General features: G+C 58.9%; 21 protein-coding genes and 1 tRNA gene. 8 read left to right on the forward strand and 14 right to left on the reverse strand.

The window, feature by feature from the left end:
• Positions 1 to 214: 214 nt before the first annotated feature.
• From glnT to A37A_RS16050, 3 genes are all read left to right on the forward strand, one after another.
• A complete protein-coding gene (gene glnT, locus A37A_RS0105850; protein WP_018290589.1) occupies positions 215 to 1,579 on the forward strand; it encodes a type III glutamate--ammonia ligase in 1,365 nt (454 codons plus the stop codon).
• Complete coding sequence (gene hisC / locus A37A_RS16045) at positions 1,563 to 2,738, forward strand: histidinol-phosphate transaminase (RefSeq protein WP_018290590.1); 1,176 nt, start codon at positions 1,563 to 1,565, stop codon at positions 2,736 to 2,738. The genes glnT and hisC overlap by 17 nt, the downstream gene beginning before the upstream one ends.
• A gap of 251 nt (positions 2,739 to 2,989) precedes the next feature.
• The gene (locus A37A_RS16050) at positions 2,990 to 4,696 is read left to right on the forward strand and encodes a GNA1162 family protein (protein ID WP_018290592.1); all 1,707 of its coding nucleotides are present in this window, start codon (positions 2,990 to 2,992) and stop codon (positions 4,694 to 4,696) included.
• On the opposite strand, the gene A37A_RS18195 is transcribed toward A37A_RS16050, so the two are convergent.
• From A37A_RS18195 to A37A_RS16065, 7 genes are all read right to left on the reverse strand, one after another.
• On the reverse strand, positions 4,679 to 6,148 hold the full coding sequence (locus tag A37A_RS18195) for a cell wall metabolism sensor histidine kinase WalK (RefSeq protein WP_018290593.1): 1,470 nt from the start codon (positions 6,146 to 6,148) through the stop codon (positions 4,679 to 4,681). The two genes, A37A_RS16050 and A37A_RS18195, sit on opposite strands and share 18 nt — an antisense overlap.
• Complete coding sequence (locus tag A37A_RS0105880) at positions 6,145 to 6,819, reverse strand: response regulator transcription factor (protein WP_020494078.1); 675 nt, start codon at positions 6,817 to 6,819, stop codon at positions 6,145 to 6,147. The genes A37A_RS18195 and A37A_RS0105880 overlap by 4 nt, the downstream gene beginning before the upstream one ends.
• Before the next feature lie 79 nt (positions 6,820 to 6,898).
• Positions 6,899 to 7,438, reverse strand: coding sequence for a signal peptidase II (gene lspA / locus A37A_RS18200; RefSeq protein WP_018290595.1), 540 nt, complete (start codon positions 7,436 to 7,438; stop codon positions 6,899 to 6,901).
• Positions 7,435 to 7,824, reverse strand: a complete 390-nt coding sequence (locus A37A_RS0105890) for a hypothetical protein (RefSeq protein WP_018290596.1) — start codon at positions 7,822 to 7,824, stop codon at positions 7,435 to 7,437. The genes lspA and A37A_RS0105890 overlap by 4 nt, the downstream gene beginning before the upstream one ends.
• Positions 7,817 to 8,920: a DNA polymerase III subunit beta gene (gene dnaN, locus A37A_RS0105895; protein ID WP_018290597.1), complete on the reverse strand. Its 1,104-nt coding sequence runs from the start codon at positions 8,918 to 8,920 to the stop codon at positions 7,817 to 7,819. Before dnaN ends, A37A_RS0105890 begins: the two co-directional genes overlap by 8 nt.
• A 213-nt stretch (positions 8,921 to 9,133) precedes the next feature.
• Positions 9,134 to 10,507, reverse strand: a complete 1,374-nt coding sequence (gene dnaA / locus A37A_RS0105900; protein WP_018290598.1) for a chromosomal replication initiator protein DnaA — start codon at positions 10,505 to 10,507, stop codon at positions 9,134 to 9,136.
• Between the two features lie 339 nt (positions 10,508 to 10,846).
• Complete coding sequence (locus A37A_RS16065) at positions 10,847 to 11,764, reverse strand: shikimate dehydrogenase (RefSeq protein WP_018290599.1); 918 nt, start codon at positions 11,762 to 11,764, stop codon at positions 10,847 to 10,849.
• A 376-nt stretch (positions 11,765 to 12,140) separates the two neighbouring features.
• On the opposite strand from A37A_RS16065, the gene epsC reads away from it, so the two are divergent.
• A complete protein-coding gene (gene epsC / locus A37A_RS0105910; protein ID WP_018290600.1) occupies positions 12,141 to 13,001 on the forward strand; it encodes a serine O-acetyltransferase EpsC in 861 nt (286 codons plus the stop codon).
• Positions 12,998 to 14,134, forward strand: coding sequence for a cysteine desulfurase family protein (locus tag A37A_RS0105915; RefSeq protein ID WP_018290601.1), 1,137 nt, complete (start codon positions 12,998 to 13,000; stop codon positions 14,132 to 14,134). The genes epsC and A37A_RS0105915 overlap by 4 nt, the downstream gene beginning before the upstream one ends.
• Here the strand turns inward: A37A_RS0105915 and A37A_RS18205 are convergent.
• Entirely contained in the window at positions 14,131 to 15,282 is a 1,152-nt protein-coding gene (locus A37A_RS18205) for a complex I NDUFA9 subunit family protein (protein WP_018290602.1), read from the reverse strand. The genes A37A_RS0105915 and A37A_RS18205 overlap by 4 nt on opposite strands.
• A gap of 210 nt (positions 15,283 to 15,492) precedes the next feature.
• On the opposite strand from A37A_RS18205, the gene A37A_RS0105925 reads away from it, so the two are divergent.
• Both A37A_RS0105925 and A37A_RS0105930 read left to right on the forward strand, forming a co-directional pair.
• On the forward strand, positions 15,493 to 16,122 hold the full coding sequence (locus tag A37A_RS0105925; RefSeq protein ID WP_018290603.1) for a hypothetical protein: 630 nt from the start codon (positions 15,493 to 15,495) through the stop codon (positions 16,120 to 16,122).
• An 83-nt stretch (positions 16,123 to 16,205) separates the two neighbouring features.
• Positions 16,206 to 17,498, forward strand: a complete 1,293-nt coding sequence (locus A37A_RS0105930; protein WP_018290604.1) for an N-acetylmuramoyl-L-alanine amidase — start codon at positions 16,206 to 16,208, stop codon at positions 17,496 to 17,498.
• A gap of 79 nt (positions 17,499 to 17,577) precedes the next feature.
• Here the strand turns inward: A37A_RS0105930 and A37A_RS20010 are convergent, their stop codons facing one another.
• The 5 genes from A37A_RS20010 to sufC form a co-directional block, all read right to left on the reverse strand.
• Positions 17,578 to 18,345 (reverse strand): IS630 family transposase, encoded by a 768-nt coding sequence (locus A37A_RS20010; RefSeq protein WP_018290605.1) that lies wholly within the window; start codon positions 18,343 to 18,345, stop codon positions 17,578 to 17,580.
• 393 nt (positions 18,346 to 18,738) lie between these two features.
• A complete protein-coding gene (gene sufT, locus A37A_RS0105945; protein WP_018290607.1) occupies positions 18,739 to 19,296 on the reverse strand; it encodes a putative Fe-S cluster assembly protein SufT in 558 nt (185 codons plus the stop codon).
• Positions 19,297 to 19,348: 52 nt separating this feature from the next.
• Positions 19,349 to 20,737 carry a Fe-S cluster assembly protein SufD gene (gene sufD, locus A37A_RS16075; protein WP_155996492.1) on the reverse strand — a complete coding sequence of 463 codons (1,389 nt, stop codon included), beginning with the start codon at positions 20,735 to 20,737 and terminating at the stop codon, positions 19,349 to 19,351.
• Positions 20,734 to 22,158 carry a Fe-S cluster assembly protein SufB gene (gene sufB / locus A37A_RS0105955; protein WP_018290609.1) on the reverse strand — a complete coding sequence of 475 codons (1,425 nt, stop codon included), beginning with the start codon at positions 22,156 to 22,158 and terminating at the stop codon, positions 20,734 to 20,736. The genes sufD and sufB overlap by 4 nt, the downstream gene beginning before the upstream one ends.
• A gap of 24 nt (positions 22,159 to 22,182) precedes the next feature.
• On the reverse strand, positions 22,183 to 22,971 hold the full coding sequence (gene sufC, locus A37A_RS16080; RefSeq protein ID WP_051076275.1) for a Fe-S cluster assembly ATPase SufC: 789 nt from the start codon (positions 22,969 to 22,971) through the stop codon (positions 22,183 to 22,185).
• A gap of 241 nt (positions 22,972 to 23,212) precedes the next feature.
• Between sufC and A37A_RS0105965 the strand changes: the two genes are divergently transcribed.
• Positions 23,213 to 23,286 (forward strand) — tRNA-Pro (locus tag A37A_RS0105965).
• A gap of 51 nt (positions 23,287 to 23,337) precedes the next feature.
• Here A37A_RS0105965 and A37A_RS19030 read toward each other — a convergent pair.
• Positions 23,338 to 23,870 (reverse strand): transposase (locus A37A_RS19030; protein ID WP_155996607.1); only part of this gene is annotated, 533 nt, incomplete at its 5' end.

Genomic DNA, 23,870 nt, shown 5'->3' on the forward strand with positions numbered 1-23,870 from the left:
CTGCAAGTCTCACGCGCGTTCTCCTGCGGCTAGCGCATCGTGACAAGAGATTGGAACGCTCTCATGCCTCGGTGAAGCTCCTCGGCAGAGCAGCGCAAGGATGAAAATAAATTCATCCCTTCTTCGTCTTCTCTTCATCCTGTCCTGCGAAGATCGGGACAGAACAGCGGCCCTCTCGCTCCGACGACCGCCCGATGGACCTGCTCCCGCGGCAATGCACCTCCCTTCTAAAATCCAAGAGATTCGAGAGAACCTTCAACGCCAAAATATCCGGTATTTCCTGCCCGCCTTCGTCGATATCCATGGAGTCCCCAAAGGGAAGCTCGTGCCGCTCTCCCATGTCGAGCGATCCCTCCGAGGAGGGGAACTATTTTCCGGCCACGCGCTCGACGGGTTGGGCTCGCATCCGGAAGACGGCGAGGTGGCCGTCGCCCCGGATTGGGAGCGTGGCTTTCCCGTTCCTTGGAAGCCGGAGTTGGCCTGGATCCCCTCGCACCTCACCTTTGCCGACGCTCCATTTCCGGCCTGCACGCGAGCCGCCTTGAAGCGATCCCTCGAGAAGGCGGAGGATCAAGGCTTCCGCCTTCGGCTCGGGATCGAATGTGAGTTCTACCTTCTCCAAAGGGAAGCTTCCGGCCGGCTGCTCTTTCCCAGTCCACGGGAAACCCTTCCCAAAGGCAGCTATGACGCCGGAAGGCTGCTGGAGAGGGCAAACATCATCGACCAGATCTTGGAGGCGCTTGAAGGACTCGGATGGGAAGTCTCCTCGGTGCAGCACGAAGACGGCCGGTCTCAATTCGAATTTGTCTTCAGTCATTGCGAAGCGCTCGAGATGGCCGACCGCCTCGTCTTTTTCCGCTGCCTGGCCAGTCGAATTGCTTCGGAACAAGGCTTGGCGGCCGTCTTCATGGCAAAACCCTTTGCCGATCAACCAGGCAATGCCGCCCACTTTCACCTCTCGCTGGCCGATTCGCGGACCGGTGCGAACCTTTTCCTCGCAGAGCCGGGCGAAGACCCTCGCGGACTAGGCCTTTCCGGTCTCGGCTACTCGTTTCTCGCGGGGCTGCTCCGGCATGGCCGCTCGCTCTGTGCAGCGTTCGCCCCCACGGTGAACAGCTACAAGCGCCTGATCAAGAAGGGCGCGATGCAATTCTATTCCTGGGCGCCCGTCTTCAACTCGCTTGGAGGGAACAATCGAACCCATGCCTTTCGCATCCCTCTGGGGGGCGGCCAGTGCGAGGTCCGGATTCCCGACTCTTCTTGCAATCCCTATCTCACCTCGGCCCTGGTCCTGGAAGCAGGCCTGGAAGGAGTTCAACAGAACCTCGATTCGGGCGCGCCAGAGCGGAAAAGCATCTATTCCTGGCCCGAGCGCCAGAAGAACTGGCTGCCGCATGAAGATCTCCTCCCTCGATCCCTAGGCGAGGCGCTTGCGGAGTTTGCCTCCGACCCCCTGGTCGAAAAGGCTCTGGGTCGATCCCTGCGGGAAGAGTTCCTTCGATGTAAATTTGCAGAGTGGGACGAATATAATCGGGAAGTAACCAATTGGGAGGTCATGCGTTATGCAACCCTCTTCTAACGCTGACCAGCGCGGGGGAGAGAGCGAAGCGGAAAAGGTTGCCGGGCTTCTCCCGCAGCCCAATCCCTGGATCCTCCAGCTTCATTTTACCTCCTACCGCGAGCTTTGTCCGATCCAGGACCTGTTGCCTCGCGATCTTCCTCTGGTCCGGCTCGACGCCAATGAAAACGGGCTGGGACCTTCCCCGCTCGCCTTGGAGGCAATTCGGAGGGCGGCGGAGGAATCTCATCGCTATCCCGACATTGCAGGGGAAGGTCTTCGAGCGCTGATCGCATCGGAACTCGGAGCCTCTCCGGAACAGATTGTGTTGGGCAACGGTTCGACCGAACTACTCGAGCTGCTCTTTCATGTCTATGTCCGCAGCAGACAAGAGGAGGTCGTCGTACCGCGATACTCGTTTCCCTTGTATGAAATTCTCGCGCAACGCTTTGGATGCCGCCTTCGCCTCGCGCCCGATCGCAACTTTTCCGTTGACTTGGAAAGCCTCCGCCGTGCCATTACCCCTCGCACAAGGCTCGTCTTCCTGGCCAATCCAAACAACCCCACGGGAACCCGGGTGGACAATGCCGCGCTTCTCGATTTTGCCAAAAGTCTACCGCCGCGTGTCCTATTAGCCCTGGACGAGGCATACGCGGATTTCTTAGAGCATCCGCCGGACCTCGTCGCGGCCATTCGGGACGGAGCTCCCATCGTGGCTCTCCGGACCTTTTCCAAACTTCATTCCTTGGCAAGCCTTCGCATCGGTTATGCCCTCGCGCCGCGCGAAATCGCCCGTGCAATCCAGAAGGCCTCTCTTCCCACGAATACCAACGGGCTCGCTCACGAGGCCGCCACCGCCGCGCTAAGGGACGGGCCCCACCAAAAACAGTCCAAGGAGAACGTGAGGGTGGGTCGGCTTCGCCTCGAACGAGGCTTCGAAGAACTCGGGCTCGATTGGCTACCGTCGAGCGCCAACTTCGTGATGGTCCGCATTCCGCAGGCGGAAGAAGTCTGGAAGGCACTGGTTCGCCGAGGCGTTCTTGTGCGCAGCTTGGAGGGCTGGGGGCTACCCGGCTGGCTCCGCGTCACGGTGGGCAGTCCAGAGGAGTTGTTGCAGTTCTTCGGCGGTCTTCCCGCGGCAATCCGCGAAGCCCTCCCCCGGCAGCGCGTGCTGGTATGAGCATCGTTCCGAGCGGAGCAGTCGCTTCCGCACCCAGGACAAGGACATGCTCCTCACCGCTTTTCTGGAGACGATTCAACGGCATGATCTCGCAAAGTTCGTACCCGAAAAGAAGCAAATAGGCATGGATACGAGGCGGGGCGCCGGTCTTCCCCCGGAGCGCTAGGAAGAGAACCGCAAGGAGGGGAAGCCCAGGGAGAGCGAAACAGGCGAATCTGCTCTGCAGGTCGAAAGCAAAAGCATTCTGATCAATGCAGGTTAGTTTTCTCGTCTCCTTTTTCGTCGGGCTCTTCCTTTTTGTCGTTCCTTGTCTGGAGGCGGAAAAAGCGGAGGACCAACGTCTCTTTCTTCAGGAAGAAGGTGCCGATTTTCATGGCCGAAAGCACTGGTATGATTATGCCATGGACCCCGATCCGGGTTCATGTATCGTCCACATCAGCCCGAACTATGCAGAGTCGGCCCCCTGCCGGATCGCCGTGCTCCCATTTATTGATGAGGGAACCGGCAGTTATATGCTCAACGAAATCCGATGGCCGGGACGGACAGGGGACGCGTTGGACATATGGCGATGGACACACTCGCAAAGGCTTCGTCGAATGGTTCACGGCTATTTCGCCGCCCGAGAGTTCGACCTTATTCCGGTTGCCCTAGTCGACGCCACCCTCGCCGCGCACAAGATCTCTTCCGACCGGCTCCTCGACGATACAGAACCGCAGGTCCTGGGTCGCTTCCTGGATGCGGATACCCTGATTTACGGCAAGCTCTCGGCCTATCGCAGCTATTATATGTTCCTCGCAGCCGGTTGGAGGGTGAAGCTATCGATCTGGATTGTCTCGGCAATTTCGGGCCGCGAAATCTTTTCGGGCAGCGCCACCCGCAACATTATCGGGCTCCGGATCGCTACCAATCCCATCGATCTGGCCCTTGCGTCTATCGCCAATCTGGTCCATTTGCGGGATGTCACCCTGCGGCGGGGAGAAGACGAGGCCTGCCGCGAGCTTGTCGTCCGCGTTCCGCATCCTCCGCGGTCGGCCCGCTCCGCGACCGATATCGTGCAGAAGGCACTGCCGGTGATCACTACTCCTGCGCTTTCTCCGCAAAAAGGCGCTCTTCCCGCTGCCGCCTTCCGCGCTCCCCTGCGTCCCTGGACCTCCTCTCCCGCCTCGAATCTTCCCCCGGAGCGCTTTTTTCTCCCCGAGCAGCAGGAATCCACCCATGGGAAAAAGAATCCCCTCGACTACCTGATCGATCTGGATCCCTCGCGATTCCAAACGGTCGCCTCTCCGGATCTGGCGACCGACCGACCGTTCCAACTCGCCGTCCTTCCCTTCGTCGATCAGGCAACCGGGGGAAACTTTCTCCTCAACGGCGTCCCAGCTAAACCTCGTTCCCGGGATGAGCGGGACCGCTGGAAGTGGACGACGGCCAATCGCCTCCGGCGAGGAATGGCAACTTACCTGGGGCAGAGGGATTTCTGGGTGCAGAGCCCCGCTCTCACGGACAAGATCCTACAGCAAATGGGCTGGCATACGGCGGCGGACATGCTCCACGAGAAGGCAGAACGGGTAGCCGACTGGCTAGGCGTCGACGCGCTCGTCTACGGCGAGGTCCAAGACTCAGTGGCCATCTACGCCTTGCTCTACTCCGCCTGGCGGGTCGGGCTTCGCGTAAGGATCGCGTCGGGGCGCACCGGTCGCACCCTCATCGAAGTGACTGGTCAACGGCAGGACTCCACGCTTCTTCCTGCCATTTTTCCGATCGATATCGCGATCTCGTCGGTTTTGGCCGCCGGATTCCTTCGCGACATCACGCTCAAGAGAGCGGAAGACGAACTCTGCCGAGAGATTGTACTCCGCATCCCCCTCCCGAACGTTCCTCCATCTTCCCCCTCGGCCGAAAGGACGCAGAAGGTTTCTCTGCCGTTCTCGGAGCCGACTCTCTCACCCAGAACGCACTGAGTGGATCGCGCTTCGGCCGGCTGCCGCCTGGGACGCATTCTTGGTGACGACAAAAGATCGATTCGATGCGGCATTGTCGGTTGTCGAGGCGGGCTCACGACCGGGGCCTTGGGATTCTCCCTTTGGGAGCCAGACCGTGAAGCGATTCCAGTTTTCTGCCGGATTGTCATACCGAATTTCCCCTCCATGGAGGGCCGCGATCTCCCGGCAAAGGCTTAAACCGAGCCCGCTGCCCCTGGCTTGACTGTCTCGGGCACTTCGCGCCCGGTAGAAACGTCGAAAGATTTCCGTCTGGTCCGCCACCTCAATGATCGGGCCGGTATTGGAGACGCTCAAGATGAGCCACGAGTCATCTTCTTGAAGCGTAATCCAGATAGAGCCGCCGGCCGTATTATACTTCACCGCGTTATCTACGAGATTCCAAAGGAGACGAAGCAGAAGCTCTCCATCTCCGGAGATCCATCGCCCGGCAGGAATCGAGCTCGCAACGGAAAGGCCTGAGGGAACCGCAAGAAGGCGGGCGTCCTCCGCCACCTCCGCCACCATCTTGCTCCAATCAATGGGCTGCTTGTGCAGCCGAAGCTGACCACTCTCGGCATGGGACAAAAACAGAAGGTTCTCGGTGATCGTCGTCAACCGCTTCACTTGCTCCAAGAGAGAAAGGAAGACTTCTTCTCCCGAGAATGGGCGGTCCTTGGATTCGGTCAGCGCGGCCTCCAACTGATTCCGGAGGATCGTCAGCGGGGTTCGAAGCTCGTGGGAGGCATCGGCCGTCAATCGCGCTTCCTGCTCGAACGCGGCTTCGATCCTCTCCCACATCGCGTTCAGGATTTGCGCGAGCCGTGCCAGGTCTGGATCTTCAGAGGAAATTGCGACTCGCCCATGAAGGGAATGGGGACCGATCTTCTCCGCAGCCGCAGCGATCGCCCGAACCGGCCGTAAGGCATATCCGGAAAGATACCATCCTCCCCAAATGGCGATGGCCAGGGCGAGAGGAAATGAAAGAAGATAGGCGATTTCCGCCTTTTGCAGGATCGCCTTCTGAGGCCGCGTGTCTCGCCCGAGCATCAATCGATACCCCCCCTTGGTGATCACCAGGACACGAAAGGTCTGCTTCCCGATCGACAAAAAGCGAAATCCGTCCTTCGCCAGTCGTTGCTGCGTCCTGAAAAACGGCGCCCGATAGAGGACTGCCCCTCCCACTCGATCAATCTCCCATAGGTTGCTCTCCTCTCCCTCCAGGTTCTCGGGAAGCTTTCCCTCGAAAAGCAATCGCGGGCTCTTGAGAGCCGAAACCATTTCCCGCGCATCCGAAGTCATCTGGAGATCCGCCTCTTGGACGAGCTTACGATAAAGCGTCCAGTCGGCGACTGCTCCGACGAGGGCGAGCGCAAGCCCCACCGTCGCTCCCGTGAGGAGAGCGACTTTCCATCGGAGGGAAAGCTTCCTCATGAGGACTCCTCGATTCGGTATCCGACTCCCCGGACCGTCTGAATGAGTTTGCGGCTCTGACCCTCGTCGATCTTCTTCCGCAATTTCTGAATGTAGACATCGACCAGGTTTGTTCCCGGATCGAAGTGGAAGTTCCAGACATGCTCGCAGATCTCGGTTCTCGTGAAGACCTTTCCGGGAGAGCGCATCAAGAGCTCCAAGAGGGAAAACTCCCGGCCCGTGAGCTCGATTCTTCGCTCGCCCCTCGTGGCGACCCGGCTCACTAGGTTCAAGGTCAGATCGTCCACCTGGTAGAGGGAAAGTCCCACCCCGGCCGCGCGGCGAAGGAGGGCACGCAAACGCGCCACCAGCTCTTCCATGGCAAACGGCTTGGGAAGATAGTCGTCCGCTCCGCTTTCCAGTCCCTCAACCCGTTCATAGATCTCTCCTCTGGCCGTCAGCAAGAGCACGGGCAGATGGATGCCGCGGCGCCGAACGGCACGGAGCACGCTCAGACCATCACGCCCAGGTAAGAAGACATCGAGCACCGCCGCATCGTAAGGCTGGTTGGCCAGGGCCAAGAGGGCCTCGTCGCCTCGCGCCAGCCTGTCTACGACGAATCCTTGCTCTGCCAAGCCCTTCTGAATAAAGGCGCCGATCTTCTCCTCGTCTTCGACGATCAATATGCGCATGAAATGTGCAGCCTCTCGTGCTTCGACGCGGCAGCCTACCCTATCCCTTCCCCCCTTTCGTGTTCGGGCGGCGTCCGGGTCAGCGACCCGGAGCAAGGCCAAATCGAAAGAGGATCCAGAGAGAAGCGACGCAAAGGCAGCTGTCGGCGACATTGAAGCTCGGCCAGTGCCAGGGACCGATGTAGAGATCGATGAAGTCGACGACAAATCCGTGAACGATCCGGTCGCTGATATTCCCCGCCGCTCCCGCCGCGAGAAGGGCGGCAATCCCGTTGATCTCCCGGCGCCTCCAATCGAGCCTTTGGCCAATCCAGAGTCCAACGGCAAGAAACACGGCCCCCACTCCGATCCATAGCCAGTTCTGTCCCGAGAAGAGTCCAAAGACGATTCCGGTGTTCCGAACGGAGACAAAATTCAGCAGCCCAGGAATCAAGGAGAGTGAAAAAGTTTCTCCACATTGGAGAATCGCTGCCTTCGTCCCCTGGTCGAGAAGAAACAACCCGAGAAAGATTCCCCAAAAAATAGGTCCTGGTGCTCTTCGGCGCGTGGGATCGTCCTTTCGCTCTCCAGAAAAAACGGAACCGCGTCCATCGCCGCCCGGACAAAGCAGCGAAGTCATAAGATGCCTTGCCGCTCCAGTTGGGTTAACCGCTCTTCGTTCTTCTCCTCGATGATTTCGCAAAGCCGGGGAAGCTCGAGGAGGATCTCCAGAGAAAGAGGGATCCCGGATGTCGAAAACCCCGTCGTTTCCATGCTCCTTCGACTTATCGCGAGGTAAACCCACGCAAAGGTCTCTCCTTCCGCGACTCGGAATTGTGGATAATCTTCCCAGAATATATCCGAAGCAGCGCGGATCTTCATCGTCGCCGCTCCCGCTCCCTCCCCACCAGGCAGGGCCTGCTCCACCCTTTCGAATCGGGTAATCCAATGGGTAACGATCTCCTCAACCCTTTCCCGATCGAGAGGTTCCTCGAAAAGAGCGACGAATCCGGATCGATTAAGCATTACGCAGCGGCATCACAACATAGAGGAAAGCTTCTTCGTCCTGGAAGACGCAAGGTCCGGAAGCTTCTCCCATCTGAAGGACCACTTCGTCCGCCGGACTTTCCCGTAGCGGATCGATCAGAAAGGCGGCCTTGAACCCGGCACGGATTTCCTTACCTCCGTAGCGGATCGGAATCGCCTCCTTGGCTTCCCCAATCTCCGCAGAGCTGCAGGACAACTCGAGCTCGTTGTTTTCAAAGCGCAGTCGGATCGGGGCGACCATCTTTTCTCCCGCGACGATTGAGACGCGACGCAAGCCGGACAGGAATGCTTCTCGGGAAACATAGATCTTTTCTGGGGCACCTTCTGGAATTGCCGCGCGATAGTTGGGATATTTTCCGTCTACGAGCTTCGACGAAAACAGGATCTCTCCCGACTGCAAAAGGAGCCGGCTCGGCTCGACCCAGGCCGTGACCTTCCTCTCCTCCTCCCCAAGAATTCGCAGCAGCTCTGTAACCGCCCGAGCGGGAACGATCCCCTGGATCTCTTCCTCTGTCCTACCCGAGACGGGACTTCGCATGAGAGCCAAGCGTTTTCCGTCCGTCGCCACCACGGTGAGGTTTTCCTCTTTCCAGCAGAAAAGAACCCCATTGAGCACGTAGCGCGTTTCATCGCTCGACATGGCATAAGAGGTGCGGCGAAGCAACCTTACCAAATCAGCTTGGGAAATGCAGAACGACGGAGAATCACTCAAAAGGGGAGGAGTCGGGTAGTCGGCGGCGGGCAAGCCGAAAAGACGAAACGAAGAAGAGCCTGCCATGACCATGCTTTCTTCCTTCTCGTTGCTCGTCAATGCAATTTCCTTGGTGGTCACCTCCTTGGCGATCGCAAAGAGGCGGCGGGCGGGCAACGTGGTTCGGCCGGCTTCTTTTACTTCGGCATCAATATGGAGCTGGAGCGTCGTCTGAAGATCGCTCGCAAAAAGCGAGAGCTTCCCGGCTGAATCGGCTTCCAGGAGCACATTGTTCAGGATCGGCAGCGTGGTTCGGCCGCCAGCGACACTTTGAGCGAGGCCAAGAGCATCCAGAAAGGAACTTCGAACAATTTCACATCGCATGGGCAACTCTGTTTTTAGAGAAGAATTAGTCTCTTCTTCATCATCTTCTTCTTGTCGGCCGGATTCGGTTAAAAAGATTGCAAGTGATTCAGGATAAAAACATTATTTGGTTTAAATGTTTGTGAATAATTTGTATTTCGATCGGAGTTTCGTCCAGGAACTTCATTCAACGCATCGAATCTATCGACTTATTCACAATCCGCCCGCAGTTGTTTAGCTTGGGTTTTGCAGTTTTTCAATCAGGTCGCGGACAATCGTCTGGAAGTGCGGATCCGATTGCAGTTTTTCCGAGATCACGCGTTGGGCATGGAGGACAGTTCCATGATCTCGACCGCCGAAATTTTCTCCGATTTCCGTAAGAGAGCAGGTGGTGAGCTTCCGGCTCAGATACATGGCGACCATCCGGGGCAACGTGATCTGAGCCAGCCGTCGCTTGCTCGTCATATCAGCCACCCGAATGGCAAAGGTCTCGGCGACCTGTTTCTGAATTAACTCGATGGTCACACCCAGGGCGGAGTTTGCGCTGAAGAGATCTTTGAGGAGAACTTCTACCTGTCTGGCCGTGAGCTTTTCCGGATGGAGGGAGGAGAAGGCGGCGACTCGATTGAGGGCCCCCTCGAGTTGTCGGACGTTGTTTTGGATGCGCTCCGCGATGGTCGAGAGAATTTCGTCCGGCACCGCAATCGACAGGCTACGCATCTTGTGACGGAGAATCGCTAAGCGGGTCTCCAACTGCGGAGGAAGAAGTTCAGCGGTCAGCCCCCATTCAAATCGGGAAGTAAGCCGTTTTTCCAGGCTCTGCATGGCGCTGGGAACGGCATCGCTGGTCAGAACGATCTGCTTGCTTCCATCGAAAAGGCAGTTAAAGGTGTGAAAAAACTCTTCTTGCGAGCGTTCTTTGCCCACCAGAAACTGAACGTCGTCAAGAAGGAGGATGCCGACCTCTCGGTACTTCTTGCGAAAGCGGAGCAGGGCCCCCTTTTGGATTGCATCGATAAACTCGTTGGTAAACTGCTCGCAAGTGACATACTGCACCGGCAGAGATCGATGAAGCCGACGGATCTCGTTGCCGATGGCCTGCATGAGATGCGTCTTTCCGAGGCCGACTCTGCCGTAAAAGAAAACAGGGTTGTAGGCCCGAGCGGGCGCGCTCGCGATCGCGCGAGCGGCGGCGTTGGCGAATTCGTTGTTGGCCCCGACGATGAAGGTCTCAAACGTGTACCGAGAATTTAGTCCGTCGGAAGAGATCATTTCCGAGACTCCGTCCATCCCCAGTGCCGGTTTCTCTGCTTTCTTGACCTGCTCTGTAGCGGCCTTCTTGGTTTCTGACTGCTCAGTGGGAAAGGAGACGCGCACCTGTCTCCCGAGAATTTTTGCCAGAGCGGTGGAAAGCTGAGGCAGATAATTTTCTTCAATCCAATAGCGGTAGATCGAGTCCGGTGCTTCCAGGCTAACCTGCTCATCGGAGAGGGCCAGGATTCGAAGGGGACAAAACCAGCGCTCCACCGCCTCGGGAGAGGCGATCGTCCGCATCTGCTCGCAGACTTTCCTCCAGATCCAGCCAGGATCAATGCTTGCGTTATTCACAACTTATTCACAACAAGCTCTCGATTTACTGCTTTCGCGGATCGATTTTGCTAATTCGTTTACCATCAGTGTCTTAACTTACAATGCCATGCCGTCGTTCGTCGGACCGACGAATCACTCTCTGAACTTATTCACAAGCGATTGGGCAGACGGAACGTCGTGCGGCTAGAGGAATCTATGGAGACTAAGAATTGCGGGGAACGCGGACAAGCGAATCCTCCATCGGGAGAACTTTTTTTCCTTTCCGTTGACAGCCCAATATTTCGTGCTCCTCATTGACCGAGGAGGAACGAGAAATCCGCTGGTCTAGAGCCTGCGCAAAGATGGGGACCCGGTTTTTCAGCCGGAGGACTTTTCTGCCGATTCGGGAGAAAGAGAAGCGGCAAGGGCTTCGCGCATGACGGAAATGGGGGCTGAAGCCCCTGTCCAGAGTTCAAAAGCCAAGGCAGCTTGGTGAAGGAGCATTCCAAGCCCGTTGGCCGTTCGCGCACCTCTGGCGCGAGCGGCTTGGAGCAGCGGTGGGTCAGGGGGCGAATAGCGTAGGTCGAGGACAAAAAGACCAGGGCGAAAGAGTCGATCGAGAAAGCCAGGGTTCCTCAAGAAATGGGGATCTTCGGTGAGCGAGGAGACGAGCAGATCCGCGTTCGTAACCGCCTCAGCCAGTGAAGCTTCTTCCCAGGGAACAGCCTGAATCCGGCAGCGCAGCTGAAGCTCTCCGGTCAAGGTCAGGGCCTTCGAGGCCGTTCGATTCGCGAGGTGAAGGAGAGGGCAGCCTTCCCAGGAAGCCTGCCGAGCGAGGGCTGCACCCGCTCCGCCGAGGCCCAGGAAGAGGATGCGCAATTCTCGAAGAGAAACCGAAAACGCCTCCTCCACGGCAAGCACCCATCCCTTCCCGTCGGTATTGTGCCCCTCGAGCGTTCCTATCTCGTGCCGCACCGTGTTGACGGCACCGAGCTGGACCGCAGTGACGGCCCGTCGATCGCAGAGCCGAAACATCTCCTGCTTGAGAGGGGCGGTGCAGTTCCATCCGGAAAAACCGATCGTCTTAAGCCGATCGGCGACCGCGTGGAGGTCGGCGGCGTGCACTTCTACCCGTCCGTATCCTCCCGGCCAGCCGATGGCGGCAAATGCGGCTTGGTGGATCGCCGGGGAGAGAGAATGTGCGATCGGGGAGCCGAGAACGGCGTAGGATTTGGGCCACGGAAGAGATCCAGGCAGATGGAGAAGAGACCAAATTCCACTTGCGGCGTCGGCCATATGGGGGAATTCTCAGAATTTAGGGGAAAAGAACAGGAACGACAACGGTCTCTCTCGCGAATGGAATAGAGATGAGCTCAATTGAGCGAACCGGTCTAGCCGCCATTTCTCACAAATTGCGTGGCCGAGGCACCGCAAATAGGCTCGGATGCGAGGCGCGGCGCCGGTTTTCCACCGGAGCTGTGTGAGGACATACTGCAAGGATGGAAAACCAAGCCCAACGAAGCAGACGAGCCCATTTCGCAAGCCGCAGGAGAAAGCTTGTGAGAAATGGCGACTAGTCATCGGGGGTTCGACAAGAGAAAAGCGGATGATTGGGAGGGGCGAAGCTAGATTCGCGCGATAGGCGATGCCACTTCCGGGACTCTGTGAAGCCATGCTCCGGTCCTACGAAAAGGATGGGGGCGTCAATCGGGCCGACCGTGCTAATCTTCCTTCGAAGCCAGCCGTAGCCCGATTAATGGAAGATCTGCTGGCTCTGCTTTTTCCCGGCTTCCATTCCCCCCCGCCCAACTCCTCTCGTGAGCTGACCGACTTCGTCGAGGAGAGGCTGGCGCGAGTTCATCGGGGCTTGACCGAAGAACTTCGCAAGAGCGTGGGTCGGAACCAGGAGCCCAGTGTGGAGGCGGATGCTATCGCTAGTTGGTTTTTGGCGCAGCTACCGGAAACGCGGGGACGTCTTGCCACCGATGTCGCCGCCACATTTTTCGGAGATCCGGCGGCCGCGAGCACCGAGGAAGTGCTCCTCGCTTATCCTGGGGTAGAAGCGATCGCGACCTATCGGCTGGCCCATCTTCTTTATCGGCATGGTGTGCCGCTGCTGCCACGCATGATGACGGAATGGGCCCACAGCCGGACGGGGATCGATATTCATCCCGGGGCGGAAATCGGTCCCCATTTCTTCATCGATCATGGGACAGGGATTGTCATCGGAGAGACCTGTTGGATCGGCGAAGCAGTAAAAATCTATCATGGTGTCACCCTTGGAGCCCGATCGACCGCTGGCGGAAGAAAGCTTCGAGGAAGCAAGCGCCACCCGACGATCGAGGAGCACGTGACGATCTATCCGGGCGCGACGATCCTCGGCGGAGAGACGGTCATTGGTGCACACAGCGTGATTGGAGGAAACGTCTGGCTCACGGAGGCGGTCCCGCCCTACTCCGTCGTGACATTAGTCGCACAGGAGGCCCAAGTGCGGAAACGGGGATCCGACCCCGGAGCGGCGGACGGTGCATGAGTCGGATCTATCTTGACCACAATGCGACGACGCCATTGGATCCCAGGGCTCGGACGGCCATGGAGCCGTACCTGGATCCCCGGGGCAACCCCTCCAGCTTGCATGCGGAAGGAAGAAGGGCACGTGCGGCGGTAGATCTGGCTCGGGAAAGAATTGCCGCCCTTTTGCGGGTGCGGCCGAGGGAGGTCGTCTTCACGGCAAGCGGCAGCCAGAGCGATACCCTGGGAGTGGTCGGTCTGGCGAGAGGATTGCGAAAGAAAGGCACGCATCTGATCTGCTCGGCGGTGGAGCATCCTGCGGTGGCAAAATCCATGGTATTCCTGGAAGGGGAAGGATTTTCCGTATCCAGGATCCCCGTGGATCGATTTGGAAGCGTCGACCTGGAATCTCTGCAAGATAGCTTTCGGGTCAATACGACGCTCGTCTCCATTCTTTCGTCCAGCAACGAGATCGGCACGCGGCAGCCGATGCGGGAGATTGGCCGGCTCTGCGCGGAGCGAGGGGCGGTCTTCCACAGCGATGTCGTCCAGAGCGCGGGAAAGGAGGCGCTCTGTTTCGCGGAATGGGGGGTCTCCGCCGCCAGCCTGACGGCTCATAAGTTTGGAGGCCCGCTTGGAGCGGCCCTGCTCTACGTTCGGTCCGGTCTACCGGTTGACCCGGTGATCTTTGGAGGAGAGCAGGAAGGCGGCCGATGGGCGGGAACGGAGAATGTCGCGGGGATCGTCGGCATGGCGGAGGCGTTCGCATGCGCCGAGGAAGAGCGGGAAGAGGAGGCCGTGCGTCAGACCGAGCTCACAGAACTGCTCTGGAATCGAATCAGGGATCTTCCACGGGTGGTGAGATGGGGTCACCGGGTGGAGAGGCTCCCGAACACTCTTGCCGTCAGTTGCTCGGCGTTGGATGGAGAAAGCCTGTTGATCGGCCTGGACTTGGAAGGAGTAGCCGTTTCGGGGGGGGCGGCATGCTCCTCCGGTGCCTTGAGACCCTCGCCGATTCTCTTGGCACTGGGAGCGAGCGAGGCCGAAGCCCGCTCCATGGTCCGGTTTTCCCTTGGAAAGGGGATTGGGAGGTCGGAGATCGAGGAGAGCGCCGCTCGATTCCGAAAAGTAGTCATGGAGCAACTGGCTGGTTAGCGTTTTCGGAATCCATCTTCCTCATCGAGGCCTGATTTGGAAAGAGGAAGCGAGACCTGTGTGCTTGCGAAGAGGCCCGCGAGGGAATCGCGGAAGGAGAGGAACTCTAGGCCCAGGTCCCCGGCGGCCGCGGACGAGTCGCCGATATTCCCTTCTTCGAGCATGAGAAGCGGCTCGCGACCGATCGGCAGATTCCAGGGGAGCTTTTCCACTAATCGAGCCAGCGTGCGCGCGACGGGCCAGGGGATGGGGAGAAAGAGGACGGGACGCTGCCGCATGCTCAGCAAGCCCAAGCCCCCCCAAGCCGACAGCAGGAAGCTCCACTCCTCCGGGGAAAAGCCGCCGAGCACGCCGGCGAGAGTGGAAAGGGGGAAAAGGGTGAAGAGCGTCGCAAAGAGAAGGAGGCGCGAGAGGAGCCGCGCCTTGGAAGAGGAGCGGCAGACCGGCTGGCGTTCTCCTTGCAGGAGCAGGAAGCAGATCTCCGATAGGCTGATCCGATCCGGTCCGCAGAGAACATATTCTTTGCCAATCGTTGCCGGGAGGACCAGCGCCCGCGTAAAAGCGGTGACGACGTCCCGGATGGCGACCGGCTGAAGCAGACTCACCCCCCCTTGAGGAAGGGGAAGGAGTCCGAAGTAGCGAAAGAGGCGTTGCGAGAAGAGATGGCGCAGGGAGGTTAGAAAGTGGTCGTCTCTTCCAAAAATGACGGAAGGTCGGAATATGGTCCAGTGGAGGTCGCTCGACCGAATCAGCTCTTCGGCAGTCCACTTGGTCTCGTGATAACGAGAGGGCGCATAGGGGCGCGATCCTAACGCGCTCATATGGAGCCAGCGGCGCACCCCATTTTCTTTTGCCGCGGCGAGCAGCTGCCGGGTGGCCTGAACGTGCGCTTCCCGGTAAGAGCCTTGCCCGCGCTCCGTCAAAATCCCAATGAGGTGAATGACGGCATCGGTTTCCCGGGATGCGCGCCGGCAGGCATCCGGGTCAAGCGGGCTTCCTTCGATGATTGTGCAGCGCTCCGCCGGGAGTGCTCTTCCGCGGATCGCGTGACGCGTGAGCACCCGGACTTGGTACCCGAGTTCGATCAGACGGGGGATCAGATGGCTCCCGACGAAGCCGGTACCCCCGGTAACGAGAACGGTAGCCATCTCTTTCCCTCCCTGAGTCCTCTATCGAGCCATCTACGATGGGAAGCCTGACTCCTTCCTTTTTCGAGTCCGGCCGGCGACCGCACACAGCATCCAGGATGCTTGGGTACGCTCGGAGTCACCCCAAAGGCAAGCGTGAACTCCGCCGCTTGCGAAGCCTTAGAAAGTAGATTTGCGAAATACCTGGATTTCCGCTATTGGGCAGATTCCATGAAACGATGGTTCGTCCTGATCGCCGTCTATGCCTTCTCCGCGTACGCATTCTGCTTTGCCAAAGGACAGCAGCCGCCGACGCGAGGCAGGCAGGGGGCGCCGACGGCCTTTTCGGCTCTTGCGGTGGCTCAACAGTATGCTCCCGAGCAGTCGCAAGCAAAGATGTTGGCCATCGTTGGCCCACGCAGCCAGACCTCACTCACCCCGACGAGTTGGGAGTTCGTGTATTGGAACCAGGGCGGATGGAAGAATTTGAAGAGGATTACCGTGGTTGGCGGTCAGGTGCGCGACGTGCGACAGGGGATTGTTGCGATGGCATCGCTCGGTGTGGCTCGCTTAGTTCGGTATAAGGAGAGTCAAGCCTTCGACCCGAACCGGTTAAAGGTTGACTCGGACCGTGCCCTCCAGGTTATACTCAAAACGGGAGCGGTCGGGAAGGCCAGACTGAGTACCGTGCTCTTCGATCTCGCCCTCATGGGGGAAGAATCGGAGCCGAGTTGGGAAATGCGCTTCTATGCCGATCGGCGGGGACTGGAGGCTGACATCGGGGTGGCGCGCGTGGGGGCCGTTTCCGGAAAGATTCTCGAATTACGCTTGAATCCGAGTCGAGCGACGGAAGGGTCGTAGTCGGTGGAGGCGAAAGGGCGAGCGACGGAGTGCCGCCGGTTCGCGCGGGAGTCAGGCACACTCTTGGGACGCAGAGGACAACGATGGACTTGAGCGTGCGATGGCTCGCATTCGCAGGGATCGTCCTGGTCAGCTGCTTTTCCCCTCTTTCTTCCCAGGCGGAATTGAGCCCGCTCGCTCCGGAACCCGATTGGGGCGCGTTGGATGCGTTCCAGGAAACCATGACGAGGGAGGAGTTCGTTCACTGGATCAACGCCCTCTTCTCTCCGGATGGGTCTTTTTGGAAGTTCACCGTCATCAACGGCAACGAGGTCACTCTCTTCGGAGACAAGGAGCACACGCGACTCCTCTACCGCCTTCGGCTGGCGCCGGATCTGGACTCGCAAATTCCCCTTCGGGCGACGACAGTGAGCGGTTGGAAGCTGTCCAAAGCCGAGGCGACTAGCGCGAAACCACTGCGCGGTCTTGTGATTTGCTTGGATCCTGGGCATATCGGTGGGCCGTGGGCGAAGATGGAAGGGAGGTTTTTCCAGATCGGCTCGGACCCGCCCGTACTCGAGGCCGAACTCAATATGCGGGCGGCGCGGCATGCGGCCAAGCTGTTGGAATCCGCGGGCGCCACGGTCGTCTGGACGAAGCGGTTGTTCGAGCCGGTGACCGCTCTTCGTCCGGAGAGACTTCGCGAAGAGGCTCTCGCTTCTCTCTATCCCGCCGGAGGCGCGACGTCCGTGCCGGCGAGCTTTTCCGCCGAGCTGGAGCGCAGAGTTGTCCGGGAAGAACAGGTGCTCTTCTATCGGAATGCGGAAATCCGGGCGCGCGCGGAACTGGTGGCGAAGCTCAATCCCGATCTGACCCTTTGCATTCATTTTAACGCCGACAAATGGTCGAGCAATCCGACCCGAGCGGAACTTATCCCTCAAAGCCGCCTTGTCGTGTTCGTGCACGGCAACTATTCCGAGGAAGAGCTGACGTACGATGACCAGAAATGGGATCTGCTCTGGAAGCTTCTTTCGCGCATCAGCATTCCGGAGGCCGAAGCCGGGGAATCGATCGCCAAGCAGATGGAAGCCACATGGACTTTCCCGCCGGAGAGCTACGCCAATTGGAGCGCGGCCCGACGGGTTGGGCCTAACCCCTACGTATTTGCCCGAAATCTCTTGGCGAACCGGATCTACCGCGGGCCAGTGGTCTTTGTGGAAGGTCCCTACATGAATGCTCGAGATTCCTACGAACGGATCATCGCGGGGGACTACGAGGGAACCAAGATCATTGGCGGGCAGGCTTATCGGAGCATCTTCGCCGAATATGGGGAAATCCTGGCCCGCGGCGTCACCGCTTGGGTAGCTGGACCGACGTCAACCGTGGTCAATCACTGAAGCCGACTCGGGCAGACCCCGAGTAAGGCGGCGCGCCTCGGATACGAACTTTGTGAGAAATGGCGACTAGTACATCGCATCATAAGTTCGCAGCAGCATATTCGGCTTGGAATTGCTGGGTGAGCTCGATGATGTGCTGAAGCTTTTCCGGCCCTTTAGTCCAATGGAAGGGCTGACAGTGGTCATTGTATTTGGCGAAGTAAGCCTTGAGGAAGCGCTCTAAGTCCTTGCTCGATTTGTGAACAGAGTGTTGGAGGCCCTGTCGGGTCAGGATGCTGAAGAAGCATTCGATGAGGTTTACCCAGGAAGCATGGGTCGGCGTATAGTGAAAGCTGACATTAGGGTGAAGCCTGAGCCAGTTTCGGGCTTTTTCATTCTTGTGCGTGTTCAAATTGTCCAAAACCACGTAGAGCCGCTGGTCCTCGTAGCGTTTGACAAGCTCGTCCAGAAACGAGAGGAAATCGGCCGAGGTCCGGGTCTCCTTGACATGGGCAAAGACCTTCCCGGTCTCCACCTCCAGGCTGGCCAAGACCGTGCGCGTTCCGAGCCGGACATACTCGTTGGTCCAGCAACGGGGCCTTTTCGCCCGCAAAGGCAGCATCGGCTGCGTGCGATCCAGGGCCTGGATGCCGGTTTTCTCTTCCGCGCAGAGCACCACGGCGTTCTCCGGAGGCTGCATGTACAGAGCGACCACTTCGAGGAGTTTCTCCTTGAACTGGGGATCCGGGCTAAACGTGAAGGTGCGAAGGCAATGCGGATGCAGATCGTAAGCTCGCAGAATGCGCGCGATCCGAGCTGGGGGCAAACCCACCTCCCGCGCCAGCGTGCGGATGCTCCACCGGCTCAAACCTCTCGGCGCGGTTTACTGGGCATGCGGTCATCACCAGCACTTTGCGCGTAAGCGATTGGCTTATCGTTACCCGGGCGTCCGCTCCGCGGCTCATCCGTTGAGCCCAGCGATCCCCCTCCGCGGAAAACCGTCGCCGCCCATTTGGCCCACGATATCGCGCGTTGCACTGGAGCTGCCGGGAAACTCGCGCCGCGCTGGACCCCATCGGCAGCCATCAGAATTATCCGTGCTCTCATCACCAACCCGGCTTTCGCATTCCTCTTGCGGACGATCTCTTCTAACACTTCTCTCTGCTCTTCACGAATCGGTAATGCAGTTAAAATGGCTCCCATAATGAAAGCCATAATACCTAGTCTGCACTGTTATGTCACGTAATTATGAAGCGATGTACTAGATCAACCCGAGCTGCATTTTGCCTTGCTCGCTGATCATGCTCGGGTTCCAGGGAGGGTCCCAAACCAGATCGACCCGAGCATCCACGACGCTGGGGATCTGTTGAATGCGGGATTGGGCATCCTGGGCAATGACGACGCCCATGCCGCAGCCGGGAGCGGTGAGAGTCATCCTGACGACGACTTCGAAGGCGCCCTCCTCGCGAGGCAAAACCTGGCAGTCGTAGATCAGTCCGAGGTCCACGATGTTGACGGGTATTTCCGGATCGAAAACCTCTCGAAGCCGGTTGTAGACCATTTCCTCGTCGACGTGCGCTCCGGGCTGCGGCTGCTGAGCCTGAGCCGCCGGCTGCCCCGCAAGAGGAGCGTGGCCGATCGCGTCGGCATCCTTGGCATCCAAGCGCACCAAACAGCGACTATCGTACAGCAGAGTGAACGATCCGCCGAGGGATTGCGTGATCACCACCGGTTTGTCCTTCTGAAGCTGGATGGGTGCTCCGCTGGGAATCTGCACCGCATCTACGGTTCGAGTTAAGATGACGGACTCTTGTGCCATTGCTCTTCCTCGCTTCGCCGTTCTTGGCCTAAGTTCCTCGGAGGTTAGGCTCTCATTGAGCCGGAGGCAATAGGGAAGTGCGCCGCAGCGAGCTCGGAAGAGAAGACCCGGGGACAACCTTGTCGTTCAGGGAAGAGTCGATCTCCTCGGCCAGGGAACGCCTGGCGTCGGCATCCGAAATCCGGTCAATCACGTCGGTCAAGAAGCCCAGAACGAAAAGCCGTTGCGCGGCCGGGAGGGGGATGCCGCGCTGCAGGCAATAGAAGAGCTCTTCCGGGTCGATCTGTCCGATGGTCGCGCCATGGGTGCAGCGAACGTCGTTGGCCAGGATCTCCAGGCCGGGCAAGGCGTTGGCTTCGGCGTCCGGGCTCAAGAGGAGATTCCGGTTGCTCTGATAGGCATCCGTCTGTCGGGCTCCCGGATCGACATCGATCATGCCAGCAAAGATCGTTCGAGAGGAGTCGTACAAGGCGTTTTTGTAGAGGAGATCGCTTTTCGTGTTTGGTGCGGCGTGCTCCTGAAAGGAGCGCTGATCGAATTCCTGTCGATCGCGCGCCACAGTCGCGGAGAGCATGACGCTCCGGGCTCCGGGACCGAGAAGGCGGCTTCTGCTTTCGGTCCGCGTATATCCTCCGCCTTGATTGAACTGGAAGGTCGTGGCGGTCGCATCGCGGGCAAGTCGGACGGAGGCGAGGTCGAACGAACAGGTTCCTTCTGCCCAATTCCGACGAGTGAAGAGTTCGAGCTGGGCTCCTGCTCCAAGGAAAAGCTCCTGCACGGAACAAGCGAAACCGCCACAGGAGTTTGTGGACCCGAACCGGAGGTGAATTCGTGCGCGTGCATTTTCCTGAAGTACGACTAGGACGTGAGGGAAGGTCGCCGCATTCCCCTCGGTCAACCAGAATGAGAGATCGACGTGCTGCTCCATCTCGACTCCGGCGGGGACGTACAAGAAGGCTCCGGCCGTGGCGCAGGCGCGATGGAGGGTTTCCAGCTTCTCCGCACCCAGGGCGACCCGCTCCTGAAACAGCCAGCTTTTCAGAAGGTCTGGTGCGTCGGCTGCGGCGTCGAGGAGAGGGGCCAAGAGAACCCCTTTTCGCTTCGCTTCCAGAGAAAGCGGCTCGGAAAAGAGGAGGGAATCGTTGGCAAAAAGAAGACCAGGAGCCCGCCCGCCGCGGAAGAAGTTTTGGAGTTCGCCCCGGGTGCCCTGCGGGACGGAGGTGCTCACCGTGTAACCGCTCAGCGCCAGCTTCCCGAGATCGGTGAAGCGCCATCGCTCGTCCTTGCGGCTCGGCATAGGCAAGCGCTCGTAGTCGACCCATGCCACATCTTGGATTTCCTTCCACCACCTGGGAAGTCGGACGGGTTTTGCGCCCCCGTCGGGGATGTCCAGGATCACTCGTTTGGGCAGGTCCACACCCATTCCTCGATTGGCGTTCAACCGACGGAGCCTTCCATTTCCAGGTCGATCAACCGCTTGAGCTCGACGCTGTACTCCATCGGGAACTCGCGGACGAGATCGTTGACAAAGCCATTGACACTCAAGCTCATGGCTTCTGCCTCCGACAGGCCGCGCTGCTGCATGTAGAAGATCTGCTCCGCGCTGATCTTGCTCACGCTTGCCTCGTGTTGGACTGCGCTCCGGTTCCCGCGGAGCGTTATGGCCGGGTAGGTGTCGGTGCGGGAACTCGCGTTGATCAGCAGGGCGTCGCATTCGGTATTGTTTTTACAACCCTTGAGATGGTTGGGAATCTTCACCATGCCCCGATAGCTCGAGCGGCCCTCGCCGATGCTGATGCTTTTCGCAATGATGTTGCTGGTCGTCTCATCAGCGAGATGAATCATCTTGGCCCCCGTATCCTGGTGCTGGCCGCTGTTGGCCAGCGCGATGCTGAGCACCTCCCCGCGTGCCTTTCGTCCGCGCAGGATTACCGCTGGATACTTCATGGTCAGACGCGAGCCGATGTTGCAATCGATCCAGCGAATCTCTGCGTTCTCCATGGCTATCCCTCTCTTGGTGACCAAGTTGAAAACGTTGGGACTCCAATTTTGAACCGTGATATACTGGATTTTGGCTCCCGGAAGGGCCACCAACTCGACGACGGCGCTGTGCAGCGTTGCGGTATCAAAGCGAGGCGCAGTGCAGCCCTCCATGTAGGTCACTTCGGAACCCTCGTCGGCGATGATGAGGGTGCGTTCGAATTGGCCGAAGCTTTCCGCATTGATCCGGAAATAGGCCTGCAGTGGATGGCCAACCTTGACTCCGGGAGGGATGTAGATGAAGCTCCCGCCGCTGAAAACCGCGCTGTTCAACGCGGCAAATTTGTTGTCGCCCGGCGGAATGACCTTTCCGAACCATTTGCGAAAGATTTCCGGGTGCTTGTGTAGCCCCTCCGTGCTTCCCACGAAGAGAACTCCTTGTCCGCGGAGGGCATCCTTCATGTTGGAATAGGCCGCCTCGCTGTCAAATTGGGCTTCGACTCCCGCCAAAAACTTGCGCTCTTGCTCCGGCACTCCGAGCCGCTCAAAAGTGCGTTTCACCTCCTCCGGGACATCTTCCCAGCTCCTGCCGGCCTGTTGGCCATGGGCGAGATAATATCGAATCTGAGAGAAGCTAAGCTCCTCCAATTGCTTGCTTGCCCAGTGAGTCGGGAGGGGCTCTCGGAGAAAAGTCGCTAAGGCCCGCTTGCGGAACTCACGAAGCCAATCCGGGTCGTTCTTCGCCTCGCAGATATAATCGATTGTCTGCTCGGAAAGACCCGCTCCCGCGTCGTAGGCATACTTCACCTCATAGTGAAAGTCTCCCACTTTCCGGTCGAGTTGGAGCAGGTCCGTCCCTGTAGTGCCCTGATGTTCCGTCATGATCGAGTCTCCCTTTTCTTGAACTTATCGCTGAACACCGGCCTCCGCCAGCGGAGAAGCGTCCGGAGAGCCGTACTGCTCCTCCAGGAAGCCGTATCCGCGCTTTTCGAGCTCTAAGGCGAGTTCCGGGCCTCCGCTCTGGACGATGCGGCCGGCGACCATGACGTGGACGAAGTCGGGCGCGACATAGTCGAGAAGTCGCTGATAATGGGTGATGATCAGGAAGCCTGTTTCCGGACCGCGCAGCCGATTGACTCCACCGGCAACCACCTTCAGAGCGTCGATATCGAGGCCGCTATCTGTTTCATCCAGAACGGAGTAGCGGGGATGAAGGATGGCCATTTGAAGGATCTCCGCCCGCTTCTTTTCTCCCCCGGAGAACCCGGCATTCAATGGACGCGAGCTGAAGGTGCGCTGCATGCCGAGGGCATCCATTTCTTGGTAGAGCTTCTGGTAGAAGTCGGTCACGGAGAGGGATTGCCCCTCGGGGAGCCGAGTCTGTGCGGCAGCGCGCAGGAAGTTGGCGATGCTGACCCCGGGAATCTCGCAAGGGTATTGGAAAGCGAGGAAGAGCCCCATTCTCGCGCGTTCATCGGGCTCCCGCTCCAGGAGCGAGACGCCGTCCAGGACAATGGAGCCCTGGGTGACTTCGTAATCGGGATGGCCGGCCAGCACCTTGGAGAGCGTGCTTTTCCCGGACCCGTTCGGGCCCATGATGGCATGGGTCTCTCCAGGGCGGATCTCGAGGGAAATTCCACGGAGAATTGTCCGTTCGACGATTCTTGCATGCAGGTCGCAGATTTGAAGACTCATGAATTCAGTGATTTCTTCGTATTCTTTCTCTTCCCGATGGGCACAAAGCGTGCCAATGTCCTCTCTCCGGGAAATGCCGACAGTCATCGGAAAAACCCTACACTTTGTCAGGAATGCAACATGGCAAAAAGGAGGAGAAGTAGCAACTTGTCATTTTTGATGCCGACCGTAAGGTATTCCTGGACGTAATAGCGATGCGGGGAAGCGGAAGGCCGCTTTGCCTAAACTTTGCCGAAAAGGACGGAGTGTAGCTTAGCCTGGTAGAGCGCTTGCTTTGGGAGCAAGAGGTCGCAGGTTCGAATCCTGCCACTCCGAGAGCGGGCGGGGAGGACGCGCAACCCGTCGCCGGGGATCCGCTTATCTCGGCTAACAGCCCGTCGCACTTAGACTTAGCGCGAGAACTCTCCATGATGCGCCGGCAGTCCGATGCGGCACAGGGAACGATTGTCTCGGAACCTGTAAAGGCCAGGATAATGCGGCGGCCGGTCTGGCGCAGAGCGACCATGGGGATCCGACCATCGGGGAACCGGGGTGGCGTGCTCCCATCAGCTTCCAAAGGCGCTTGAAGTTGTACGCCAAACAGACCAACGACCATTCGCCCTGGACTTTGGCTTGCCCGCGGAGCCGAAACGCTCGGAAGCCCATCACCGATTTGATGACGCCGAAGACCGGTTCGACGGTCTGCTTTCGTCGAGCGTGGAGGCGGCGACCTTCCGGGCTGGCGAGCTTTTCGGTCATCTTGCGCCTCCACGGGGCGGTATGCGCAACGGGCTTCTCCCGGCGACGATCGGCTGGCCGGAACTCGTATCGCCGGCGACACTCCAGAGCTTCGGCCCTCATCGCACAGTAGACTTCGATTCCTTCCGCCTGCAGAACCTCGACCTGTTCGCCATTGGCAT

Origin of the sequence: Verrucomicrobium sp. 3C (assembly GCF_000379365.1) — a bacterium.
In the GTDB taxonomy this organism is placed as follows: Bacteria; Verrucomicrobiota; Verrucomicrobiia; order Methylacidiphilales; family Methylacidiphilaceae; genus Methylacidimicrobium.

What these genes read in the sequence shown, in the direction of transcription:
- A37A_RS16065 (WP_018290599.1), bottom strand. Translation starts at nt 11,764, where the DNA reads ATGGCCGACGCCGCAAGTGGAATTTGGTCTCTTCTCCATCTGCCTGGA.
- A37A_RS0105925 (WP_018290603.1), top strand. Translation starts at nt 15,493, where the DNA reads ATGAAACGATGGTTCGTCCTGATCGCCGTCTATGCCTTCTCCGCGTAC.
- epsC (WP_018290600.1), top strand. Translation starts at nt 12,141, where the DNA reads ATGCTCCGGTCCTACGAAAAGGATGGGGGCGTCAATCGGGCCGACCGT.
- A37A_RS0105880 (WP_020494078.1), bottom strand. Translation starts at nt 6,819, where the DNA reads ATGCGCATATTGATCGTCGAAGACGAGGAGAAGATCGGCGCCTTTATT.
- A37A_RS0105930 (WP_018290604.1), top strand. Translation starts at nt 16,206, where the DNA reads ATGGACTTGAGCGTGCGATGGCTCGCATTCGCAGGGATCGTCCTGGTC.
- glnT (WP_018290589.1), top strand. Translation starts at nt 215, where the DNA reads ATGCACCTCCCTTCTAAAATCCAAGAGATTCGAGAGAACCTTCAACGC.
- dnaN (WP_018290597.1), bottom strand. Translation starts at nt 8,920, where the DNA reads ATGCGATGTGAAATTGTTCGAAGTTCCTTTCTGGATGCTCTTGGCCTC.
- A37A_RS0105890 (WP_018290596.1), bottom strand. Translation starts at nt 7,824, where the DNA reads ATGCTTAATCGATCCGGATTCGTCGCTCTTTTCGAGGAACCTCTCGAT.
- sufC (WP_051076275.1), bottom strand. Translation starts at nt 22,971, where the DNA reads ATGAGTCTTCAAATCTGCGACCTGCATGCAAGAATCGTCGAACGGACA.
- sufB (WP_018290609.1), bottom strand. Translation starts at nt 22,158, where the DNA reads ATGACGGAACATCAGGGCACTACAGGGACGGACCTGCTCCAACTCGAC.
- sufT (WP_018290607.1), bottom strand. Translation starts at nt 19,296, where the DNA reads ATGGCACAAGAGTCCGTCATCTTAACTCGAACCGTAGATGCGGTGCAG.
- A37A_RS16050 (WP_018290592.1), top strand. Translation starts at nt 2,990, where the DNA reads ATGCAGGTTAGTTTTCTCGTCTCCTTTTTCGTCGGGCTCTTCCTTTTT.
- A37A_RS18205 (WP_018290602.1), bottom strand. Translation starts at nt 15,282, where the DNA reads ATGGCTACCGTTCTCGTTACCGGGGGTACCGGCTTCGTCGGGAGCCAT.
- A37A_RS18195 (WP_018290593.1), bottom strand. Translation starts at nt 6,148, where the DNA reads ATGAGGAAGCTTTCCCTCCGATGGAAAGTCGCTCTCCTCACGGGAGCG.
- lspA (WP_018290595.1), bottom strand. Translation starts at nt 7,438, where the DNA reads ATGACTTCGCTGCTTTGTCCGGGCGGCGATGGACGCGGTTCCGTTTTT.
- hisC (WP_018290590.1), top strand. Translation starts at nt 1,563, where the DNA reads ATGCAACCCTCTTCTAACGCTGACCAGCGCGGGGGAGAGAGCGAAGCG.
- A37A_RS0105915 (WP_018290601.1), top strand. Translation starts at nt 12,998, where the DNA reads ATGAGTCGGATCTATCTTGACCACAATGCGACGACGCCATTGGATCCC.